Below are 20,725 nucleotides of genomic sequence, written 5' to 3'. Positions count from 1 at the left end.
GGTCTAGCGGCAGAGAGTTAGAAGGATTTTCGAAACACCTACTTCGCAACATCGAGCTATATACTTTGTAGAAAAAAGGAATGGTGTCTACGATGACTCATCGCATTGAAAAAGACTTTATTGGAGAAAAACAAGTTCCAGCCCAAGCTTATTACGGCATTCAAACGATGCGTGCATTAGAGAATTTTCCAATTACGGGAGTTAAAATTCATGCAGAGCTCATTACAGCTTTGGCAGAAGTAAAGAGAGCAGCTGCAATAGCAAATATGGAAACACATATGCTGCCCAAAAAAATCGGCGAACAATTAGTCAAAGCAGCCGAAGAAGTGAGACAAGGTCAGTTACTTGAGGAATTTATTGTTGATTCTATTCAAGGCGGAGCGGGAACTTCGATCAATATGAACATGAACGAAGTGCTTGCTAATCGGACGTTGGAGCTGCTGGGCGAGGAAAAAGGCAATTATTTTCATTGTAATCCGAACAATCATGTCAACATGTCGCAATCGACAAACGACGTTATCCCTACTGCAATCAAAATTGCCGCCTACCGTTTATCTGAGCAATTGACAGAGACTATGACTTCACTCCAAAGTGCTTTTGCCCGTAAGGAAACGGAATTTGATGATGTTATTAAAATGGGGCGAACGCATCTCCAGGACGCAGTTCCTATTCGTATGGGCCAAGAATTCGGCGCTTATGCTCGTGTCATCCAGCGTGATATCAATCGTATCCGTCATGCTTCTAAAGGGCTCTTGACTGTAAATATGGGGGCTACTGCCGTAGGAACAGGGCTTAATGCGAAGCCTGAGTATGTGGAACGCGTAATGTTTCATCTAAAAGCGCAAGTGGGAATCCCCATTGAACTAGCCGAGCATTTGGTCGACGGCACCCAAAACATGGATGCCTACACGGAGCTATCCGCTTCCTTGAAAGTATGCGCCGTTAACCTTTCAAAAATATGCAATGATATCCGATTAATGGCTTCAGGTCCTCGCGTAGGCTTAGGGGAACTGAAACTGCCGCCGAGACAACCGGGATCTTCCATTATGCCAGGTAAAGTAAACCCTGTTATGCCTGAAGTTGTGAATCAAGTGGCGTTCCAAGTCATTGGCAACGATCATACGATCTGCTTGGCCTGCGAAGCAGGACAATTTGAACTTAACGTAATGGGACCCGTACTTGCGTTCAACCTTCTACAATCGCTGAAAATATTGCGGAACGCAGCAGACGTGTTCGAGCGCTTTGCGATTGAGGGCTTGGAAGCCGACCGCGAGCGCTGCGCAACTTATGTCGAGCAAAGCTTTGGCATTGTCACAGCTTTGAACCCGCATCTCGGCTACGAAGTCGCCGCGCAATTAGTGAAGGAAGCTGTGCGCACAGGCATGACGCTCAAAGAGCTTATCCTAGAGCGCGGGCTGCTAACTCCTGAGGAGATTGAAGAAATCCTCAATCCCATTCAGATGACCACGCCGGGTATCGCTGGCGAGAGATTGCTGCAGCCTGCCGACTAAGGCTGCTGGATGAAGTAAGCCTTGCAGTCTACGATAGTAGGCTAAAGCCTGCTCATAAAACGAACGCCCCCGACCCATCGATAGATGAGTTAGGGGCGTTTTTAACATTCGAGGACGAAGATGTAAAAAGTGCAGCAAATCTCAGTCTTTTTTTCATTTAGACGAGCGATGATGTATTATGTGCATCAAATATGCTCATTTTTAACCAATATTGTCTAAATGGTACCTGATTTGATGCACTTTTTGCAGTAAATCCAAAGAAAACGCTGAGAACTGCTTGGATTAGCTGCACTTTTTACATCAACTTCCTGTACCACCTGCGACGACTTAATCCAAACGGTCGCTCAACGATTCAAAAAAGGTTAGCTTATTCCCGAACGGATCCGTGACGCATACTTCTTTGGTATGCCATGGGTTCGTTTCTATACCGGGGCGAGAATACTTATATTCCTTTTTCAATAAGCCAGTATGAAATGCTGTTATGTCCACGATTTCAATTCGAACAGCTGCGCCCGGGCTGCAATCCCCATAATGCTCGGATAAGTGCAGCTTACACTCGCCTAATCGTACCTCCATGTAAAGCGGCATATCATTCTCAAAACGATGCTCCCACTCTAACGAAAAACCCAAGTAATCTAGATAGAATTCCTTCGCCTTCTTCTCATCGAACATTCTAAAAATCGGCGTGACGCCTTTAACAGTTGTTATAGCAATCATCTCCTTGATTTTTCGTTTGTGTTGTAAGGACTTGAATGTCTTGAGCTGCCTATGCTATTTACGAGTATATAAAAGGTTACGTAGACTGTCATGATAACAAATCCGACTAATAAGCAGAAAACGAAGGCTTCTTGATGCAGAGTTTCTCGCAGGATTTCCAATATTCTGTCCGCGTGTAAAGCGTCCCAGCTGTTTAAGCGGTATTCTCTTCCCAAAAGTATGCCGTACCCGCATAGCAACGCGGTCAATACCATGATCAACCATGAAACAAAGAGATTGAATCGCTCTTTCCATATTTTTTGAATGATGTACATGGAGCTGCATCCTAGCAATAGACCGTTCCATGCAAATAAGAAGATGACGAAAAAATCATACCAATAGGTAAAGGAGAGTGCTCCTTTTTCTACATAGGAGTCCTTCAAAATCGTTAAATGAATGAAATCCGTCAAGACATACGGAGAGTTAGGCAGGAATAACAACCAAGCTAAACCGACCGCGATTAAAATGATTTTTCTCAAAATCATATATTTACTAGTGTGTATAAATTGAGCTATCACGGCAAGGATGTACGGAATCCAAGCGAGAAATAAGTTCCAAATTAGAAATTCAAAATAGGTCTGGTTTTTGAACAAAAAGTAGACCCCAACTGTGGAAAGCGAGAGCAAGATCAGAAAGAGATGCAGGTACCATTGATTTAAGTTCTTCATTATAGGCTCCACACTTGGTCTATGTATTTGGCAGTGAGTGATGCTGCCCCATCCAAGATGATGTCTATATCTTACATTTATTTACTGCGTGTAACAAGCAAATAACCCGTTATCCTCGCAGTAAAGCGGAGAGTAACGGGTTATGTTTATTCGGACATTTGGTTAGCCTTGCCAATTCGTCTTTCGTCTTTCAAAAGTATCCACCTATAGAATCTGCTTGCCCAACAAGGAGCTAATTAAGCCGACGGCTAATTGGGATGTTTTGTTATTGTCGTCGAGAAGAGGATTCACCTCAACGAATTCGGCTGAAGTTATAATGCCTGCTTCGTGCAGCATTTCTACGGCCAAATGAGCTTCGCGGTAATGAAGTCCGCCTTTTACAATTGTGCCTGTTCCAGGTGCTTCAAGCGGATCTAGAGAATCGACGTCAAAACTAACATGTACGCCGTCTGTTTTACTGCTTATATAGTCAATAGCATCTTGCATAATGGAAGCCATCCCTTTGCGATCAATGTCATACATGGTATAGCATTTGATCCCCAAAGAGCGTATGAGCTTCTTCTCGCCCTCATCAAGGGAACGCGCTGCAATAAGGACGATATTCTCTGCTTTCACTTTGTCATGATTACCCATAATGCTGGTTAATAAGGGGTGCCCCATCCCTAGACTGACAGCCAACGACATGCCATGGATATTACCCGACGGGCTTGTATCGGCTGAATTTAAGTCGGAATGAGCATCGATCCAGATAACGCCTAAGTTTTGATAATGGCTGGATAACCCTGCTAATGTCCCGATCGCTATACTATGATCACCGCCGATGACGAGTGGAAAGTGTCCTTGCTCCACAACCTCAGAGACTTGCTCAGCGAGACGTGTATTTATCTCGATTACCTCCGCCAAATACTTGAGGTTGGTTTGATCAACTTCAGCTGCCAAGGGAGTCGCTGTATCGTTCGGCAGACGGATATCAGCAACATGATCGATCGTGATATCCATTTGCTGTAAACCTCGAATTAATCCTGCTTGTAAAATGGCTTTTGGCCCTTTGCTCGCTCCGCGTCGACCTGCTCCAAGATCAAATGGTACAGTAATCGCAGCAATTGTTGGCTTGGTTCTCATTCGATCAGCTCCTCTATTTCGGGCTTCAGATAAAGCTTCGCTTGTAATTAGATTATCATAACCTAGCTCATTATTGGAGATTTTTCATTTAGTTCCTGTGTCAATTGCTCCCGTAATCAACAGCTTAACTCATTTACCATCAAAATCAAAATGATGTAAGTAAACATAACATAATATAAAAAAAGAATGAAAAAAGCGAGTGGAAATCGTCATTATTTATCGTTAAAAACAAAGATGACGTGATATATTGTTTGATATTCTAAAAGATGGGGCTTTTAGTGTTATGTATATTGACATGAAAACCTATTTTCATTACGATCAGGGTGAATTAAACAATTCATCAGGGGATTGGAGAACAGGTCCTTATGCTACAAGCAAATGAATTAGATATGTATACCGCGATTAAGGATGCTATTATCGAACAAAAGCTGCGTCCCAATATGCAGTTAGTGGAAGAAGTGCTGGCAGAGTCTTTTGGAGTGAGCCGCACACCTGTACGCAATGTACTCCGCCGACTCGCAAGTGAGAAGTTGGTAACTGTCATTCCTTACAAAGGAACTTTTGTTGCTTGCCCATCCACACATGAGGCTAGAGAAGTTTTCGAAATGCGCAGAGTAATTGAAGCGGCGGCGATCCGCAAAGTGTGCGGTACGTTGACAGATGATCATTTTGGGCAATTGCAAATAATGCTGGATGATGAGCATGAAGCACATAAGCAGGGTGATTTACTGGGGGACTCTACGAATTACGGGTGATTTCCATCTCCGCATTGCTGAATTAGCGAGCAATTATTACTTCTATCGCTATTTAGAGGAGTTGATTGCTCTCACTTATGTGATTATCGCCTTTTATGGGATGAAGAAAAATAGGTATTGCCTTGATCATGAGCAAATTTTAGCGACCATTAAGCAGGGAGATGCGGATCTAGCTGAACGATTGATGGTTGAACATTTGAGTGAGATTGAAGCATCTTTGGATTTCGAAGAGCATGGTGCGAAGCCGCATTCACTTACTGATATATTCAAGTCCAGAAGTTATGCATCTGTCAAAAGATAAGGGAGTTGCGCCCATTTTTTTTACAGTAGATTGTATACAATCTTGTGTGTGATTTTTAGTGTTAATTGCATACAAACAAAGTTGAGAGCTATGGAGGGGGTGAGGGAATGAAATTAACGGCGAAGCAAGTGGGAAAAAGCTTTGGAGATCGCGTCGTGCTTAAACAAGTAGACTTGACGGTGTATTCTCATGAATTTATTTGCATCTTAGGGCATAGCGGCTGCGGGAAATCAACACTTTTGAATATGGTGGCCGGATATTTGCTCCCTGATGAAGGTGAAATAAAGGTCGATGGTGAGACGATTAAAGGCCCATCCAAATCAAGGGGAATGGTTTTTCAGGATCATGCTTTATTCCCTTGGTACAATGTTCTCGAAAATATTTCATTTGGGCCTGAAGTACAAGGCGCATCCAAGGCAAAAGCCAAAGAAATCGGCAAGGAATTCCTGAGTCTGGTTGGACTTGAGGCCTATGCGAATCATTATCCAGCCGAATTGTCTGGCGGTATGAAACAGCGAGTGGGAATTGCTAGAGCACTTGCGGGCTTCACCGGACATATTGTTGATGGATGAACCTTTCGGTGCTCTAGATATTTTGACCAGAGACATGATGCGTAGAGAACTTAGACGTATATGTGCAAAGCTAAGACCGACGATTCTATTTGTAACGCACAGTATTAGCGAAGCGGTCTATTTAGCTGATCGGGTCGTTGTGATGAAGGGCGGCGAAATTGCAGAGACGTTCTCCATCCAAATTGAGCATCCCCGTACGTTTGAATCTCCTGGATTTAGTGAAGCGATGAGCAGCATCGAGCGGATTCTGATGGATGATGAAACAGAGGAGGCAATCTGATGAGTAAAACATTGGTAACGGTCGTTGCTGAAAGGGATTTGCTTCCAACGGAGACTATGAGTGTCGAGCATCCGAAGAAGCGCATAAGGTTCAAAGAAAGTTTTATGCAGAGATGGAACATCATGCCGTTCGTTACCTTCTTCGTCCTTTGGGAAGTATTTTCTCAACTAAATGAGAGATTTGCTTGGTTTAATCCGATATTCCTGCCTCCGCCGTCCCTGATCGTGTCGGATGCGTGGTTACTGGCAAAGACAGGGATCGTTTTAGAAAGTCTAGTTTCCAGTTCTATTCGTATAGCTTTGGGATTCGTCATAGGCTGCTTATTCGCTATTTTGTTCGGGGTGTTAATGAGTAAATTCCGAACGTTTGAACGATGGATGTCGCCAATCCTCAATCTCGTAAGCCCGATTCCAGCCTTAGCTTTGCTGCCGCTATTCATCATCTGGTTCGGTATCGGAGAGTTTCCCAAAGTTCTGCTCATCGCTTGGACAACATTCGTTCCTGTGCTTGTTTATACGGTTGACGGTTTTAAGTCTGTGCCATCTACACTCATTCGATCTGCCCTTAGTTTAGGCGCTTCAGAGCGGCAAATCTTTACCCGGGTTATGATTCCGTCGGCGATTCCGAATTTTATTGTAGGTGCGCGGGTCAGTCTGGGTCTGTCTTTCTCGGCTTTAATTGTCTCGGAAATGATGGGCGCAAAATCAGGGCTTGGTTATATCATCGTGGATGCCAGAAATTATTTCAAAATTTCCAACATGTTTGTCGCCATTATTTTAATTGGCTTTTCATACAGTTTGTTTTCAGGATTAATGAAAATTGCGGAAAGGAGGGTCTTGGCGTGGCGTAAGGGAGGCATGAGAGATGCTGTTGAGAAATAAAAGCAAATGATGACCCCAAAAAAAAGAGAAGAAAAGTGGAGGGAAACACATGAAAAACAAAAGAATATGGGCTCAATCTTTCTTGGTATTCGTAACGGCAGCCATGGTAGTGACAGCATGTAGTTCCAAACCAACGACGACAAGTACAACGGCTCCCGCAGCAACAACAGCTGTTACAGCAACGACAGTACCTGCAGCTACAACTGCGGCCGCTACAATTCCGGAAGTGAAAGATATTACGTTAGTCGGCGTACGCGATGCACAGATTTCCTCTCAACAAATTATTGCAGATAAGCTTGGCTATTTCAAAGAAACTGGATTAAATGTGACCAGTCAACTGATTGAAAGCGGACCGGATATCGGACCGATGGTTGCTGGTGGCAGCGCGCCACTCTCAATTCAAACGAATTTTATGGATATTATTTTAAAATCATCGAATGTTCCTGTGAAAATTGTTACACCCCTAGCGCAAATTGCGGGTACGCAAGCTGTCGTCGGTTCCAAGAAATTAGAACTGAAGACATCTAAAGACCTTGAAGGCAAGACAATTGGGATCCCTAACGGAGCAGACGTGAAGATAGCAATTGATAATATGGGTAAAGAGCTTGGTGTAGATGTAAGTAATATAAAATACGTCAATATTGCGCCGAGCGATGCGGTAGTTGCTTTGCAAAAAGGTGATATCGATGCCCTGGCTTGTTGGGAACCGTTCATTACCAAGGCGATTCAAAGTGGAGGCAAATTCTTGTTCAGCGGAACGAAGAGTGAGCTGCCTGACAAAAAAGGCGACGTGAAATGGATGAGCGTTCATACAACGATGCAGGTTTCTGACGATTTTATTAAGAAAAATCCGAATACGATTAAAGCTGTACTAGCTGGTCTCAAAAAGGCGACAGATTATATTAACAAAAACCGCGATGAAGCGATCAAGATTCTTGCTCCTGAGCTTCACTTAAGCGTTGAAGAGCTTACACAAATTATGAGCCGAAATGTGTACTCGATGGAAGTAGATGATACTTACGTGAATGGCAGTAACGGTACGGCAGTAGGGGAATATCTAAAAGCTGTTGGTAATATTAAAACCGTTCCAAAACCAGATACTTACCATGATTTGAGCCTGTTGAAAGCCGTAGATTCTACACTAGTTAAAGTTGAATTTAAATAAGTAAGTACATGTTCAGGGCCGAGACAGCAAGCTTGTTTCGGTCCTGAAGATTATGAATGTGCGTACAGCCGAGGTGAACAGGGTGAGCGAACGATTAGATGTGATCATTCGAAACGGCTCCGTTGTTTTGCGAGATGAAGTCCGTTTATTGGATATAGGCATTAAAAATGGCAAGATTTCGCAATTGGATGAGCGGATAACGCTGGAAGCAGAGCAAGTTGTTGATGCTTCTGGCATGGTCATCATGGCTGGTATGATTGATGTTCATGTCCACTTGAATGAACCGGGTCTGGGGGATTGGGAAGGATTCGCCACGGGTTCTGCCGCATTAGCCGCAGGAGGTTGTACCACGTACATCGACATGCCGCTTAACGGTATTCCGCCAACCGTTACCGTCTCCGCGATGGAGATGAAGCTGGAAGCTGCCCGCGAGCAATCATCGGTCGATTACGCCATATGGGGTGGACTGGTGCCGGGGCATCTGGATGATTTGGAGCCTATGAGCGAATCTGGTGTCATTGGCTTCAAAGCCTTCATGTCTTCGCCGGGTGACCCGGGTGAGGAGGCATTTCGTGAAGTAGATGACCTCACATTGTGGGAAGGGATGAAACGCATTGCGCGAATGAACCGAGTGCTGGCGCTTCATGCTGAAAGCGAGTCACTTGTTTCACGCTTAGGGTGGGCGAAGCAAGCAGAAGGCAAAGTCACAGCTAGAGACTACACGTCCACACGCCCAATTCTTGCTGAGCTCGAAGCGGTGAATCGAGCGCTGTTCTATGCAGAGCAGACAGGGTGTCCGCTGCATTTCGTTCATATCAGCAGCGAGGCAGCTGTGATGATCATTATGGAGGCGAAGAGGCGCGGCGTTAATGTGACGCTTGAGACTTGTCCGCACTATTTAATCCTAACGGAAGATGACTTAGATCGGATAGGGCCTACGGCCAAATGTGCGCCTCCACTGCGTAGTGAAGAGGAGAAAGAGAGGTTATGGGAGGCTTTGCGCCTTGGTTATATTGATATGATTTCATCAGATCATTCTCCTTGTCCAAGCTCAATGAAGGAATCCCGCAATTACTTTGAAGCATGGGGCGGCATATCGGGAGCGCAAAGCTCACTAGAACTTATGATTGATGAAGGACATTTGAAGCGGGGGATCGGGCTTAGTCAGTTAAGTCGTATGCTGTCCTACGCGCCGGCTGAGCGATTCGGTCTTCTTCCTGACAAAGGAGAAATTTGCCTAGGCGCAGATGCAGATCTTGTCATGATTTCACTGAATACCCCCTATGTGCTGCAAACCGAGCACTTGTTGTATCGTCATAAGCATAGTCCTTATGTAGGGATGGAAGTGGGGTGCAAAGTGTGGGCTACCTGGAGCAGAGGGAATCTTGTTTATGAAGAAGCGAAGGGTATCCATGCTGTGAAGGCTGGCAAATGGTGTCGTTACAAAACAAAAGTAAACTTGACATTCAACGAAGTTGATGTGAAAATAAATTAACTGTATTTTAATTAACTTTAAATTCACTGACGAGAACGAGTACGCTATCCCCCTTGATTTCCAGAGAGTTGGCCATGAGCTGAAAGCCAATATTCAAGACTTAGCCGAAAATCCCCTCCGAGAAGGAAAGCTGAAGGATATAAGTAAGCTGACCCGGGATCCCGCCGTTACAAGGGCCGCGTATGATAGTACGTAGATCGAGAGCTATAATGATCATATTCTTATGATCGTTACGGAACTAGGGTGGTATCGCGAGATGTAATCTCGTCCCTTACGGGGCGGGATTTTTTGTTTTTCTTTAACATCGTTTCCCGACTAGCCTATCATTTTATTAGAGGAGTGTGTGACACATGAGAAAAATTGATGTGAAAGAAAAAGCGAGAACCCGCGAACTGCGCGTTTTAGAGCAATGGAAATTGAATGGTACGTTCCGCAAGTCGATCGACAACCGTAAAGGCAAACCGAATTTCGTCTTTTACGAAGGACCGCCGACGGCAAACGGATCACCCCATATCGGACATGTGCTTGGTCGTGTTGTGAAAGATTTCATCTGCCGCTATAAAACAATGTCCGGGTACCAAGTCATCCGCAAAGCTGGGTGGGACACGCATGGCTTGCCCGTCGAGCTAGGCGTGCAGAAGCAGCTGGGCATCTCGGGGAAACAAGAGATTGAAAAATACGGAGTAGCCGAATTTGTTGAGAAATGCAAAAGCAGTGTATTTGAATATGAAAAGCAGTGGCGTGAGCTAACGGAAGCCATCGCATACTGGACGGATATGGATAACCCTTATGTTACGCTCAATAACGGCTACATCGAGAGTGTTTGGCACATTTTATCCAAAATCCATAACAAAGGACTGTTATATAAGGGGCACCGTGTAAGCCCTTATTGTCCAGACTGCCAAACAACGCTCAGTTCTCACGAAGTGGCTCAAGGCTATGAAGATGTAAAGGATTTAAGCGCCACCGTGAAATTCAGAAGTAAAAATGCGAGTGAAATCTTTCTGGCTTGGACGACGACCCCATGGACGCTGCCTGCGAACGTAGCGTTGGCGGTAAATAAAGATTTGGATTACGTCAAAGTGAAACATAAAGGCGAAGTATACATCGTCGCCAAAAATCTCGCGGAAAAAGTCTTCAAAGAAGACTTCGAAATTTTAACTGTGCATAAAGGATTAGAATTCGTCGGCACGGCCTACGAGCCTCCTTTCGGCTATATAAGTCCAAACAGAGGGCATATCGTCGTAGACGCTGACTATGTTATGGATACGAGTGGTACGGGAATCGTCCATATAGCTCCTGCCCATGGTGAAGATGATTACCGAACAGTCCGCCAACACGAGCTGGATTTTGTGAATGTTGTGAACTTGGCAGGACGTTACAATGATCAAATCACTGACTTCGCCGGACGCTTCGTCAAAGATTGTGACGTTGATATCGTGAAAAACTTGTCGGAACGCAGCCTACTATTTTCCAAAGAGCGCTATGAGCATAGTTATCCTTTCTGCTGGCGCTGTAAATCTCCACTGCTTTATTACGCGATGGAGAGCTGGTTTATCAAAACGACCGCAATCAAAGAGCAGTTGATCGAAAACAACAGTAAAATCGACTGGTATCCTTCTCACATTCGCGAAGGGCGCTTCGGCAAATTCCTTGAAGAGCTTGTCGATTGGAACATCAGCCGCAATCGGTATTGGGGTACCCCGCTTAACGTTTGGTCATGCGGGGATTGCGGAGAAGAATATGCACCGGGAAGCCACCAAGATTTGCGGGAAAAATCAGTAACCCCAATTGACGAAAGCTTGGAGCTGCATAAGCCTTACATCGATGAAGTGAAACTGCGCTGCTCATGTGGCGGCATCATGGAAAGAACTCCTGAGGTGATCGACGTGTGGTTCGATAGCGGTTCTATGCCTTTTGCGCAGTATCATCATCCATTCGAAGATGAGACGTCGTTGTTTGGTGGGCAGTACCCAGCGGATATGATCTGCGAAGGGATTGATCAAACAAGGGGCTGGTTCTTCAGTTTACTTGCTGTTTCAACGTTGTATAACGGTAAATCGCCATACAAAGCCGTTCTTTCTACCGGACATGTGTTGGATGAGAATGGGCAAAAAATGTCTAAAAGCAAAGGCAACGGCATCGATCCATGGGAAATCATCGATGAATTTGGCACGGATGCGTTTCGATGGGCTCTGTTGTCGGACAGCGCACCTTGGAACAGCAAGCGGTTCTCTAAGCAAATTGTTGCCGAAGCGAAATCCAAAGTGGTAGATACGATCAATAACACACATGCTTTTTATGCGTTATATGCAACGATTGACCACTATAAGCATGAAGATCATCCGCCTCAAGAGCACGCGAACGAATTGGATCGGTGGATTTTATCAAGATTGAACAGCACGCTGCAAAATGTAGGTAAGGGCTTGGAAATTAACGACTTCTTAAACCCGGCGAAGCAAATCGAATTGTTTGTCGACGAGCTGAGCAACTGGTATATCCGTCGCTCTCGCGACCGTTTCTGGGGCAGTGAAATGACCGTTGATAAAGTGTCTGCGTATCAAACACTGCGTGAAGTGCTGCTGACAGTCTCGCGGATGATAGCGCCGTATGCGCCGCTCATTGCTGAGGACATATACGGTAACCTCGGCGGCGAAGGCAGCGTGCATTTGGCTGACTATCCGAGTGCGAACCATTCAGCTATCGATACAAAGCTCGAAGGCGAAATGGAAACCGCACGGCAGATCGTTGAGTTGGCTCGAACAATTCGGAATGATACGGGTATCAAGACTCGCCAGCCGCTCTCGGAGTTGATCGTTTCGCTAGATCGTCATTTCGACATAGGCCGTTTTGGAGAAATCATTAAAGATGAAATAAACATCAAGGAAATCCGCATAGAACAAAACGACAGCGGCTTTGTTGACTTCAACGTGAAGCTAAATCTTAAGGTCGCCGGGAAAAAGTATGGTAAATTCGTTGGTCCGCTGCAAAACCGCTTGAAGCAATTGTCTACAACAGAAACCAAGCGAGCGGTCGATAACGGTTTGCTTGAAGTAATGATCGACGGAGAGGAATTCCATATCACGCTTGATGAGATGCTAGTGGAAAAACTAGCCAAAGAAGGGTTTGCTTCGGCTTCCAGTAATCAGATCACGGTAGCCTTAAACACAGCAATAACAGAAGAGTTGGAACAGGAAGGACTAGTACGGGAAATCATACGCGCCATTCAGGATTACCGTAAAAAGCTGGAGCTGCCGATTGATAAACGAGTCCATCTTGTTCTCGATGTCAATTTAACGTTGAAAGAAGCGTTGGAGCGTTTTGATTATGTTCTGCAAGAAAACGTACTGCTTGCTAGTGTAAGATATGCGAAAGAAGAAAAAATGGAATCCATCTTGATTGGGGATAACCATTTACGCCTGCTTATAGAATAATCGAAAAATAGGGGCAGCACCTAGAGACATGATGATCATGACTTTCGGTACTGCCCCTTTTTCATTTCTAGAATGCCCAATTCCCCTTGCGGAAAATGGGTTCAATCGTGCCGTCTGCATGTTCGCCGTCAATATCCATTTCGGCAGAGCCGATCATAAAGTCTACGTGGATCAAACTGTTGTTAAGGCCGGCGCTTTCTTGCTCCTCCTTGGACATCGAAGTGCCGCCATCTATACATGTAGGGAAGGCTCTGCCTAGTGCCAAGTGATTAGAGGCATTCTCATCATACAGAGTATTAAAGAAGATCAAGTTGGAGTTCGAAATTGGTGATACGTGCGGCACAAGTGCGATTTCACCCAGATAATGTGCTCCTTCATCCATTTCGATCATGGCTTTAAGAGACTCGAAGCCTTGTTCAGCGGTGTAGTCAACAACACGCCCGCTTTCGAAAGTGATCGTGAAATTGTTGATTAAATTACCACGATAGCTTAAGGGTTTCGTACTGCGCACTTTACCCTGAGTACCCATTCGATGAGGAGAAATAAAGACTTCCTCCGTCGGGATATTCGGGTTGAAATCGAAGCCGCCAGTCCCATTGGTGGCGGAGCCGCCTCGCCAAATATGATTATTCGGAAGCTCGACAGTTAGTTCTGTGCCTGGGGCACGGTAATGAATCTTCCGAAATTGTTTCTCGTTAAGCTGTTCTCTTTTGCTCCGAAGCGTCGCGTTGTGATCGATCCAAGTCTGGATTGGATTTTCTTGATCGACGCGTGTTGCTCGGAAAATGGCATCCCATAGGGCGTTGATCGCGGCCTCCTCTTCCAAATAAGGAAACACTTTCTTCGCCCAAGCAGAAGAAGGTGCCGCGATGATCGACCATGTCATCCGATAGGAGGACATGCTTTCTCTCCATTTCTCTAATTTCGCGCCTGCGGCTTTGGAATTTGCGGAAATGCGAGCTGGATCGATATCCTTCAGCAATTCAGGATCATCGGCATCGATAAATAAATAGGCGCCGTTAGTATCGGCTAGCTCATCGAGCGCCTGCGCTCTCCATGATGGATATTCATGAAACGCTTCATCAGGAGCATAGGTATATTTAATTTGGGTGCAGATTTCGTCCTGCCATTCAATATGTACGTGTTTGGCCCCAGCTTGATAAGCTTTACGGGCAATGAGTCGAACGAATTCGGGATGATGAATGGGTGCGTTAATCCAAAGTGTTTGGCCGGATTGAATGTTCACGGCGACGCGGACGGTTAGCTCCGCATATTTATCAAGATTACTTTCAAAAGTCATAGGAAACCTCCTTTTTATTCTTGAACTTGCTAGCAGTTTATCCTGCCAAGAGTCAACTGTCAAATAAATTTTACCGTCGAAGCGCTCTGCCCAGTCATGATCAAAGGGTCCCTCTCGTCACATGTGGCAATTTACCACAAGTATATCAGGAAATAGCAGGATTGTATGAGTATTTAGCATCATCCTTACTTCAATGTCAATGGCGCTTTCGATATGATGATGTCATAAGGGAATACATCCTAACTTACTCGTGGAGGGGACCGATATGTCACGGACAATGCTTAAGCTTTCAAAAGAACAAAAACAGCACTTCGAATCAGAAGGATATTTAATTGTAAAAGGATTGTTTTCTGAGCAAAATTTGGCCGAAATCGATGATATTTTTGAGGGAATTAGCCATCATGCGGTACCAGGCTTTTTTGAGCCGGATTTACAAGCGGATGGATCTGATCCGTTAAAAAGATATCCGCGAGTTATGCATCCGCACCGCTTTAATGAAACGGCAAAGAAATATATGCTGCACCAGCCGGTCATGGAAGTGTTAGCAGATTTGTATGATGAAGAGGCCTTAGCCGCGCAAAGCATGTTTTATTACAAGCCGCCGGGCTCTCGCGGCCAAGCGCTCCATCAGGATAATTTCTACCTGCAGGTCGAGCCTGGTAATTGCATAGCGGCGTGGACAGCAATTGATGCCGCAGATGATGAGAATGGCGGCTTACTTGTTGTGCCCAAAACGAATACGTTTGAAATCGCCTGTCCGGATATCGCGGATGCCAATGAATCTTTCACAAATCACTACGTGAAGCCGCCGAAGGATGAAAAAGCCATGCCAGTCATCATGCAGCGAGGCGACGTTCTCTTTTTTAACGGGAATCTCATCCATGGCTCCTATCGAAACAAAACGAAGGACCGATTCCGTCGGGCGTTCATCTGCCATTATGTGAACGAATCGGCAACCCATATTAGCAATCACTATCGACCTTTGCATCGCCAGAATGGAACGACCGTAGATTTAGAGGTCAACCCTAATGGGGGGCCTTGCGGCGAAGAATTCCAAGCGGTTTATCCTCATTAATCTTTTCGTTTAGCCATAAGGGATCAGTCTAACATCCATGGATGTTGGCTGGTCCCATTTTACATAGTATGGAATCATTTCAATTGTTTACACTAGAGGAGGGGTGATTGAATGCATGAGTTATAGTTGGATAATGGGTTTGTTGCTTCTTGCGCAGCAGAGTGATGTACCATTTCGAATAACGAATGACAATATGGGTCATAGCATAGCAAATGTGCAGCGGGAATCGTATACGGTCAATCTTCTTGATGTACCGATCATTGATAACGAACGATTAGAGCGGCTTACGGACGTGATCGATAAGAATATGTATCGCAAACCGATTAATGCAACCATTAATGATGAGGGAGGAATCGTGAAGGAGATTGCAGGCGCAAGGCTGAATCGTCAAGCTTTTGTGGAGCAATTTTATGAACATTACTATCGAGAGGGTCCGATGAAATTTGAAGTGCCCCAGTTATCTGTATATCCCAAAGTGGACAGCGAGTTGCTAGCGAATATACGTGTGCGACCCATCGGTTATTATGTGACCTATTTTAATGCGAATAATAAATATCGCTTTACGAACATCAAGCTTGCCACCCAAGCGATTAATAATTATGTCGTTCAACCGAATGAGACGTTCTCCTTCAACCGTGTTGTTGGTGTTCGGACGCGAGGCAAGGGGTACATGCCGGCGAAGATCATTGTAAGGGGTGAATTCTCTGAAGGGATTGGCGGCGGCATTTGCCAAATTTCTTCTACATTGTTTAACGCAGTGGATCGCGCTGGTCTCAAAATCGTAGAAAGATATTCGCACAGCCGATCTGTCCCCTATGTTCCGCCAGGTAGGGATGCTACTGTGAATTGGGGAGGTCCTGACTTCAGCTTTAAGAACAACTACAATCAACCTATTTTGATAAGGGCTCAGGCTTTACCTGGCCGGGTTTTCGTTAGTATTTCGTCTTCCGATGTCATAAATTATAAGCCGCGGCATGTTCCGAGTGCATCTGATGATCTGCCAGAGGAAATACAAGCGGGGACCAATGTAGGTCAGCCTGTTCCATAAATGAGAAGCTCCGTTCCAACGTGATTGTTGGTGTATGGGGCTTTTTGTTTGCCTAGGATCGAGTTATGGCGAATTTGAGGTCAATATATGCATATTTTACAAAATGAAAGCAAAAAATCACAAGATTTTCGAGTCGCCTTTCGCTAGAATAGAGGGCAGATCATTCAGCTTGAGAAGGGTGGAATTTAGCTTTATGAAAAATTTTTTAGATGAGAATTTTATGCTTACGAACGATACCGCGGTTCATCTATTCCACGAATTTTCCAAAGATCTGCCGATTATTGATTATCACTGTCATCTAAGTCCTAAGGAAATTTATGAAAATAAACAATTCAATAACATCACGGAAGCTTGGCTGTACGGCGACCATTATAAGTGGAGAATGATGCGTGCCAACGGTGTGGAGGAAGCGAAAATCACTGGTGGCGCTAGCGATTACGAGCGCTTTTTGGCATGGGCTGGAACGGTTCCTATGGCTGTTGGCAACCCGCTGTACCACTGGTCTCATATGGAGCTTCGTACTTATTTCGGTGTTTATGACATCATTAACGAGCAGAATGCACCTGCCATCTGGGAAAAAGTGAACGCAAAGCTCGCAGAAGGCGGTTCCCGCGCTAGAGATCTCATTACGAATTCCAAAGTAACGGTCATTTGCACAACGGACGATCCGGTGGATTCGCTAGAATATCACATCAAAATTAAAGAGCTTACAGATTTTAACACACAAGTTCTGCCTTCCTACCGTCCAGACAAAGCGCTTGAAATCAATCGCGCCACTTTCCTTCCGTGGATCGGCCAATTGGAGCAATCCGCTGGCATCACGATTAGTTCCTACGATGACCTGCTGGCTGGATTAGAGAGTAGAGCGCTGTTTTTTGATTCAGTTGGCTGTAAGGTATCTGACCATGCCTTGGATTATGTGCCTTACGCTGCAGCTACCAAAGAAGAAGTAGATCAGATTTTTAAAGCAGCTCTGGCTGGCAACGCGGTTAGTTTGGAAGACGAGAAGAAATATAAAGCGTTCACGTTGTTGTTCTTAGGGGGCGTGTACAAGAAGCTGGATTGGGCGATGCAGTACCATATTAATGCTTCCCGCAATAATAATGGACGAGCTTTCGCTCAGCTGGGTCCTGACACCGGATTCGACTCTATTAATGATAGCCCGGTAGCAAGCGCCTTAACTGGTTTGTTATCCTCTCTGGCTGTTGCTGATTCGCTGCCTAGAACGATTCTGTACTCCTTAAATGCACGCGACAATGAAATTCTCGCTTCCCTCATGGGCAGCTTCCAAGGCGATGGTATTCCCGGCAAAATTCAATTAGGATCCGCTTGGTGGTTCAACGATACCAAAGATGGTATGGTTTCGCAGATGAAATCGCTGGCGAATTTTGGTCTGCTTGGCCGCTTCGTCGGTATGTTGACCGATTCCAGGAGCTTCTTGTCCTACACAAGACATGATTACTTCCGCAGAATCCTTTGCAACATGTTAGGGGAATGGGTCGAAGCGGGAGAATTCCCGAACGACGAACAGCTGCTGAAACAGCTGGTTCAAGGGATTTCTTATAATAATGCTAAGCAATATTTCGGGTTTTAAAATAAAGACCTTCGAGCAGGTTGTTGCCTGCTCGAAGGTTTTTTTTGAGATGTGACCTTCTGGAACATTCGAAACGTATTCTGCTTGAAATGAATACTTCCATTGGATTAATCCAATGGAAGTAGCATTCAGCCTTCGAAATTCTCAACCTGGGGGCTGAATTTCCCATATGGCATTTTGGACAGCCCCTTATTTGTTTGAGCGCTCCAGATTAAGATCGTTTTCCTCGCTTATTCAGCGTGGAAGCGCAGGATGGTCTGCTGAGAAGTCAATTTTCAGCTTCTCAGACTCTGTCGGCTCGGCGACTCTCACTGAAAGCGCGTTTTTCGCGCTTATTTGTTGTGGTGGAGACCTGGTTGGCTGCAGAGAGGTACATAGCTGGGCGTGAGATAAGCTCGGAAAACGAGCTTAAGTCTGGCGGCAGGTTGGAATAAGCGCGGAAATCGCGCTTACGGCGACGGTGAGTAGTGGGTGTAGGTGTCTAATCTCTTTTACACGCTATGGCGCATAAATTTGCGGCATTCCAGCGGTGTCTGTGTGGTCACTTGTTTGAACACGCGGCCGAAGTGAGCGACGCTATCGAAGCCGGATTGCTCAGCGATGTGAATGACTTTCAACTTCGTTTCCCGGAGCAGCCGCTGAGCTTCACGGATGCGAACGTTGTTCAAGTATTCGATGAACGAAAAGCCGGTCGTTTCTTTGAAAGTACGGCAAAAATAGCTTGGACTGATATGAAAGCTTTCGGAGATCGAAGTTAATGTCAGGCGGTTTCTATACTGTTCGTTGATATAAGCGACGATTTCGAATATTTTGGGATTGTGCGCTGGCGGGTTTTCCTGAGCGGAGCTTATCTTATCGGTGAGACGCGAGCAGAAAATGAGAAGCTGTGTTAGCAGGGCTTTGCTGTTCAGCTGCCAGCCGCCTAGGGCCTGTTGCTGTTCACGCAATAAGCTGAATAGAAGGTTCTCAACAAAAGTGCGATTCATACCTGTTAGGGAAAAGATATGCTGTTTCTGTTGAAAAGGAACAAGTAAATGTGTCGATGCGTCCTCATCGATAGAACGTATCCAACTATCATCAAAGCTAAGTAGAATGCGCTCGTGATGAAGTGCATCCGCATTTCGTGTTTTATGAAGCTCATTTTTATCAATAAAGACGAGGTCACCCTCTTGAATCAGATAGGAACGGTCTTGTATAAAATAGTAGCGTTTTCCACTGAGTAAATAATAAATTTCATAGTGATCATGAAAATGATTCACAGTCATAGAGTAGGGGCGATCTCTGCGCAGTCTTTCGATTTCGTAGAGTAGCAAAGTAAACACCTCTTCGTTCGATCTTTTATAACTTATTATAGCAAGATATGCAAGGAATAAAAGTCATTAAGCAAGATTTGATTAGAAACGCAACAAATATTGTATTAATCTTGAGGTAGGACATTCGAACATGAAAACATATCCATATACGCGAGAGGGGCTCACTTTTATGAAAAAGCGTTATGCACTAGTCGGTACCGGAGGAAGAGCGGAGTTTTTCTATGGCGCTATCGTGAAGGATTTTCAAGAAACATCAGAGCTAGTTGCGATTTGTGATATCAATCAAACGAGAATGAATTTCACGAATGGTTTACTCGTCAATAAATATGACTATAAAGCTGTTCCCACATATAAAGCGGATCAGTTCGAGGAAATGATTCGTAAAGAAAAGCCTGATTATGTCATTGTCACATCAGTTGATCGCACACATCATACCTACATTATTAAAGCGATGGAGCTTGGTTGCGATGTCATTTCTGAGAAACCGATGACAGTGGATGAAGAGAAATGTCAAGAAATTCTTTATGCGATTAAACGCACAGGGCGGCAGCTTCGCGTGACATTCAATTATCGTTACGCTCCGCATAATACGAAAATTCGTGAGTTAATTATGGATGGTGCGATAGGTGATGTGCATTCTGTCCATTTCGAGTGGCTGTTGAATACGGAGCATGGGGCAGACTATTTCCGCAGATGGCATCGCGATAAACGTAATGGCGGAGGCTTGCTTGTTCACAAATCAACGCATCATTTTGATCTCGTGAACTTCTGGTTAGGGACGCGTCCGGAGACGGTTTTTGCGATGGGCGGCTTGATGTTCTATGGCAGGGAAAATGCAGAGAAGCGCGGCGTGACCAACTTTTATCAACGTGCGACAGGGAATGAAAATGCGAAGGATGATCCTTTTGCGCTTCATTTGGATGAAAATGAACATCTCAAGGGTCTGTATTTGGATGCGGAACATGAGGATGGCTACCAACGCGATCAAAGCGTTTTTGGAGATGGAATTAGTATTGAAGATACAATGGGCGTTATGGTTCGCTATAAAAACAAAGCCATTCTCACCTACTCGCTTAATGCATATATGCCTTGGGAAGGCTTCAATGTGCAATTCAATGGCAGCAAGGGGCGTATTGAAATGAGAGTTGTCGAGAAATCATACGTCAATTCCGGTGGTCTTAAAGAGGACGAAGGTGCTTTGAAGGAAAAGACGATCAAGGTATTTCCGATGTTCGCGGCTCCTTATAAAGTTGAAATTGAAGAAGGCGTCGGCGGTCATGGCGGCGGGGATCCGGTCCTCTTGAAAGACATTTTTGATCAGCCATCCGATGATCGCTTCGAGCGAGCTGCTTCTCATGTTGACGGGGCAATGTCGATTTTGACCGGTATTGCAGGTAATATTTCCATGCGTACGGGGCAACCGGTTGCGGTGGATAAGCTTGTTACTTTTTAAAC

General features: G+C 45.0%; 16 protein-coding genes, 1 pseudogene and 1 other annotated feature. Of the genes and pseudogenes, 12 read left to right on the top strand and 5 right to left on the bottom strand.

Translation table 11 applies throughout. The features are described 5' to 3' along the window. The first annotated feature begins 92 nt into the window (after window positions 1-92). On the top strand, window positions 93-1,511 hold the full coding sequence (locus ACBP55_RS29100; RefSeq protein ID WP_464646604.1) for an aspartate ammonia-lyase: 1,419 nt from the start codon (window positions 93-95) through the stop codon (window positions 1,509-1,511). 327 nt (window positions 1,512-1,838) lie between these two features. On the opposite strand, the gene ACBP55_RS29095 is transcribed toward ACBP55_RS29100, so the two are convergent. The 3 genes from ACBP55_RS29095 to rocF form a co-directional block, all read right to left on the bottom strand. Next, window positions 1,839-2,228 carry a glyoxalase superfamily protein gene (locus ACBP55_RS29095; RefSeq protein WP_464646602.1) on the bottom strand — a complete coding sequence of 130 codons (390 nt, stop codon included), beginning with the start codon at window positions 2,226-2,228 and terminating at the stop codon, window positions 1,839-1,841. After that, window positions 2,225-2,935, bottom strand: a complete 711-nt coding sequence (locus ACBP55_RS29090; RefSeq protein ID WP_464646601.1) for a DUF1361 domain-containing protein — start codon at window positions 2,933-2,935, stop codon at window positions 2,225-2,227. Before ACBP55_RS29090 ends, ACBP55_RS29095 begins: the two co-directional genes overlap by 4 nt. Window positions 2,936-3,139: 204 nt before the next feature. Continuing rightward, window positions 3,140-4,057 (bottom strand): arginase, encoded by a 918-nt coding sequence (gene rocF / locus ACBP55_RS29085; RefSeq protein ID WP_464646599.1) that lies wholly within the window; start codon window positions 4,055-4,057, stop codon window positions 3,140-3,142. A gap of 365 nt (window positions 4,058-4,422) precedes the next feature. Here rocF and ACBP55_RS29080 point away from each other — a divergent pair, with 365 nt between their 5' ends. From ACBP55_RS29080 to ileS, 7 genes and pseudogenes are all read left to right on the top strand, one after another. Then, complete coding sequence (locus ACBP55_RS29080; RefSeq protein ID WP_464646597.1) at window positions 4,423-4,812, top strand: GntR family transcriptional regulator; 390 nt, start codon at window positions 4,423-4,425, stop codon at window positions 4,810-4,812. Next, window positions 4,760-5,113 carry an FCD domain-containing protein gene (locus ACBP55_RS29075; RefSeq protein ID WP_464646595.1) on the top strand — a complete coding sequence of 118 codons (354 nt, stop codon included), beginning with the start codon at window positions 4,760-4,762 and terminating at the stop codon, window positions 5,111-5,113. The genes ACBP55_RS29080 and ACBP55_RS29075 overlap by 53 nt, the downstream gene beginning before the upstream one ends. Window positions 5,114-5,220: 107 nt before the next feature. Beyond that, a pseudogene (locus tag ACBP55_RS29070) lies at window positions 5,221-5,965 on the top strand (ABC transporter ATP-binding protein). Further along, the gene (locus tag ACBP55_RS29065; protein ID WP_464646594.1) at window positions 5,965-6,846 is read left to right on the top strand and encodes an ABC transporter permease; all 882 of its coding nucleotides are present in this window, start codon (window positions 5,965-5,967) and stop codon (window positions 6,844-6,846) included. The pseudogene ACBP55_RS29070 and the gene ACBP55_RS29065 overlap by 1 nt, the downstream one beginning before the upstream one ends. 103 nt (window positions 6,847-6,949) lie before the next feature. Next, the gene (locus ACBP55_RS29060) at window positions 6,950-8,011 is read left to right on the top strand and encodes an ABC transporter substrate-binding protein (RefSeq protein WP_464653437.1); all 1,062 of its coding nucleotides are present in this window, start codon (window positions 6,950-6,952) and stop codon (window positions 8,009-8,011) included. An 82-nt stretch (window positions 8,012-8,093) separates the two neighbouring features. Further along, on the top strand, window positions 8,094-9,506 hold the full coding sequence (locus ACBP55_RS29055; RefSeq protein ID WP_464646592.1) for an allantoinase: 1,413 nt from the start codon (window positions 8,094-8,096) through the stop codon (window positions 9,504-9,506). 17 nt (window positions 9,507-9,523) lie between these two features. Then, window positions 9,524-9,781: a binding site (T-box leader), on the top strand. A 75-nt stretch (window positions 9,782-9,856) separates the two neighbouring features. Continuing rightward, window positions 9,857-12,940 carry an isoleucine--tRNA ligase gene (gene ileS, locus ACBP55_RS29050; RefSeq protein WP_464646591.1) on the top strand — a complete coding sequence of 1,028 codons (3,084 nt, stop codon included), beginning with the start codon at window positions 9,857-9,859 and terminating at the stop codon, window positions 12,938-12,940. Between the two features lie 67 nt (window positions 12,941-13,007). Here ileS and ACBP55_RS29045 read toward each other — a convergent pair whose 3' ends face one another. After that, entirely contained in the window at window positions 13,008-14,240 is a 1,233-nt protein-coding gene (locus tag ACBP55_RS29045) for an aminopeptidase (RefSeq protein ID WP_464646589.1), read from the bottom strand. Between the two features lie 265 nt (window positions 14,241-14,505). On the opposite strand from ACBP55_RS29045, the gene ACBP55_RS29040 reads away from it, so the two are divergent. The 3 genes from ACBP55_RS29040 (at window position 14,506) to uxaC (ending at window position 17,957) form a co-directional block, all read left to right on the top strand. Further along, window positions 14,506-15,315: a phytanoyl-CoA dioxygenase family protein gene (locus ACBP55_RS29040; RefSeq protein ID WP_464646587.1), complete on the top strand. Its 810-nt coding sequence runs from the start codon at window positions 14,506-14,508 to the stop codon at window positions 15,313-15,315. A gap of 115 nt (window positions 15,316-15,430) precedes the next feature. Continuing rightward, complete coding sequence (locus ACBP55_RS29035) at window positions 15,431-16,363, top strand: VanW family protein (protein WP_464646585.1); 933 nt, start codon at window positions 15,431-15,433, stop codon at window positions 16,361-16,363. 193 nt (window positions 16,364-16,556) lie between these two features. Continuing rightward, window positions 16,557-17,957, top strand: a complete 1,401-nt coding sequence (gene uxaC, locus ACBP55_RS29030; protein ID WP_464646583.1) for a glucuronate isomerase — start codon at window positions 16,557-16,559, stop codon at window positions 17,955-17,957. A gap of 491 nt (window positions 17,958-18,448) precedes the next feature. Here the strand turns inward: uxaC and ACBP55_RS29025 are convergent, their stop codons facing one another. After that, window positions 18,449-19,270 carry a helix-turn-helix transcriptional regulator gene (locus tag ACBP55_RS29025; RefSeq protein WP_464646581.1) on the bottom strand — a complete coding sequence of 274 codons (822 nt, stop codon included), beginning with the start codon at window positions 19,268-19,270 and terminating at the stop codon, window positions 18,449-18,451. Window positions 19,271-19,439: 169 nt separating this feature from the next. On the opposite strand from ACBP55_RS29025, the gene ACBP55_RS29020 reads away from it, so the two are divergent. Further along, a complete protein-coding gene (locus ACBP55_RS29020; RefSeq protein WP_464646580.1) occupies window positions 19,440-20,723 on the top strand; it encodes a Gfo/Idh/MocA family protein in 1,284 nt (427 codons plus the stop codon). The last annotated feature ends 2 nt before the right edge of the window (window positions 20,724-20,725 follow it).

Source organism: Paenibacillus sp. WG02, from assembly GCF_055396115.1.
This window is presented reverse-complemented; position numbering and strand designations above follow the sequence as displayed.

Bases quoted from the DNA above. Each gene is read 5' to 3' on its own strand.
- ACBP55_RS29100 (WP_464646604.1), top strand. From the start codon at position 93: ATGACTCATCGCATTGAAAAAGACTTTATTGGAGAAAAACAAGTTCCA.
- ACBP55_RS29080 (WP_464646597.1), top strand. From the start codon at position 4,423: ATGCTACAAGCAAATGAATTAGATATGTATACCGCGATTAAGGATGCT.
- rocF (WP_464646599.1), bottom strand. From the start codon at position 4,057: ATGAGAACCAAGCCAACAATTGCTGCGATTACTGTACCATTTGATCTT.
- ACBP55_RS29020 (WP_464646580.1), top strand. From the start codon at position 19,440: ATGAAAAAGCGTTATGCACTAGTCGGTACCGGAGGAAGAGCGGAGTTT.
- ACBP55_RS29045 (WP_464646589.1), bottom strand. From the start codon at position 14,240: ATGACTTTTGAAAGTAATCTTGATAAATATGCGGAGCTAACCGTCCGC.
- ACBP55_RS29095 (WP_464646602.1), bottom strand. From the start codon at position 2,228: ATGATTGCTATAACAACTGTTAAAGGCGTCACGCCGATTTTTAGAATG.
- ACBP55_RS29060 (WP_464653437.1), top strand. From the start codon at position 6,950: ATGGTAGTGACAGCATGTAGTTCCAAACCAACGACGACAAGTACAACG.
- uxaC (WP_464646583.1), top strand. From the start codon at position 16,557: ATGAAAAATTTTTTAGATGAGAATTTTATGCTTACGAACGATACCGCG.
- ACBP55_RS29040 (WP_464646587.1), top strand. From the start codon at position 14,506: ATGTCACGGACAATGCTTAAGCTTTCAAAAGAACAAAAACAGCACTTC.
- ileS (WP_464646591.1), top strand. From the start codon at position 9,857: ATGAGAAAAATTGATGTGAAAGAAAAAGCGAGAACCCGCGAACTGCGC.
- ACBP55_RS29065 (WP_464646594.1), top strand. From the start codon at position 5,965: ATGAGTAAAACATTGGTAACGGTCGTTGCTGAAAGGGATTTGCTTCCA.
- ACBP55_RS29035 (WP_464646585.1), top strand. From the start codon at position 15,431: ATGAGTTATAGTTGGATAATGGGTTTGTTGCTTCTTGCGCAGCAGAGT.
- ACBP55_RS29075 (WP_464646595.1), top strand. From the start codon at position 4,760: ATGAAGCACATAAGCAGGGTGATTTACTGGGGGACTCTACGAATTACG.
- ACBP55_RS29090 (WP_464646601.1), bottom strand. From the start codon at position 2,935: ATGAAGAACTTAAATCAATGGTACCTGCATCTCTTTCTGATCTTGCTC.